Genomic DNA, 1,558 nt, shown 5'->3' with positions numbered 1-1,558 from the left:
GGCGTCATGACGCAACCGGTCACGGAGCAGCCCGCGGGCGCGCCCGCGGGCTACAAGCTGAGGTTTCCCGACTCCTGGTGGCATCTCGACCTCGACCCGAGCACGCGGGACGCGTCGATCCGCCGCCGTATCGAGTCACAGGTGGAGAAGGCCCCGCAGCTCTCGCGCGAGCAGGTGGACGAGCTGATCCGCAGTACCCGGCGCACCGCCCGCGAGGCGCATGCGCAGGGCGCGCTGCGGGCGTCGGGGATGCTCAGGATTCTGCGGGCGGGCAGCGGCCCCCTGGTGCTCAGTGCCACGACGGTCGTGCTCCGGATGTCCGTTCCCGAGGATCAGTCGGAGGATCTGGCGGACCTCGTCGTCGCGGCCGGTATGCAGCTCGGCACCGCGGCGGAGGGCACCGGACTGCCGCCGGGCGAGGTGGAGTTGGTGGAGTTGGCGCAGGTCGGAGCGGCCGGGCGGATCACCAGGATCGAGGAAGTGGACTACCGGGGGAGGTCCGTGCCCACTGCGGTGCGGCACACCCTGATTCCGGTTCCGAACAGCCGGGACTATCTGGTGCTCGCCAGCTCCACCCCCAACGTGGATCTGGCGGAGCAGTTCTACGAGGTCTTCGATGCGATCGCGGAGTCGTTCCGCTTCGAGGACCCGGCCGGTACGTCCGGCGCAGCGGATCCGGCGGCAAAAGCGGCCGGTGCAGGCCCCATGGGCGAAGCAGACAAGGGAAAGTGAGGTTGCGTCCATGGCGCGTCCAGCGGTGTCCGAGTGGGAGTCGGTCTTCGGGTTCTCGGACGACCCGACGCCGGGTGATGCGGAGGTGCTCGGGCAGCTCGCGCGCAGCTACCGCTCCGTGGCGGACAATGCGGGCGACGCGCTTCCTCTCGTCTCCGGGCTGGAGAACCAGCAGGTCGGCGAGGGCAAGACCATGGACAAGCTCCGCGACAAGCTCGGCGACCTGGCCACGCAGGTACGCAAGCTGCACAGCTCCTACGACCAGGCGGCCGGCGCCCTGGACACCTATGTGCATTCGCTGCGCGATCAGCAGCGCAACGCCGACAATGCGCTGGAGAAGGGGCGGGAGGCCAGGGAGCGGCTGGCGTCGGCCACCGAGGTGGTGCGTTCGGCCGGTGCCGATATCGGCCGGCTGGACGCGGTCACCCACCCTCCGGACGACCACGAGGCGCGGGCGAGCACCCGGCGGGCGCTGGACGAGGCGCACAGCAAGCAGTCCACGGCGCAGACGCATGCCGATGACGCACAGGCGGATCTGGATGCGGCCCGGCTGCTGGCGGAGGATGCGCGGCAGGTGCGCGAGGAGGATGCCTCCACCGCGGCGCAGAAGCTGGACGATGCGAGGGACGAGTCGGTCGCGGGTTACAGCCTGTGGGACAAGATCAAGAAGGCGCTGAGTACGGCCTTCGGCATCATCAGTGCGGTGCTGGGTGTGCTGGCGATGCTGGTGCCCGGTCTGCAGGGCATCGGCATCGCGCTGACGATCGGCAGCGTCGTGGCCGGCGCGGCGTCGTTGGGGATCAACATGGCCACGATGGCGGAGACG

General features: G+C 70.0%; 2 protein-coding genes. Both read left to right on the top strand.

From position 1 onward, the window contains the following. Positions 1-732: hypothetical protein (locus ACF088_RS41165; protein ID WP_392381113.1), on the top strand; the 732-nt coding region annotated here is incomplete at its 5' end. A 10-nt stretch (positions 733-742) separates the two neighbouring features. Beyond that, positions 743-1,558: DUF308 domain-containing protein (locus ACF088_RS41160; RefSeq protein WP_392381112.1), on the top strand; the 816-nt coding region annotated here is incomplete at its 3' end.

The sequence above is a fragment of the Streptomyces sp. NPDC015125 genome (assembly GCF_043080045.1).
In the GTDB taxonomy this organism is placed as follows: Bacteria; Actinomycetota; Actinomycetes; order Streptomycetales; family Streptomycetaceae; genus Streptomyces.
This window is presented reverse-complemented; position numbering and strand designations above follow the sequence as displayed.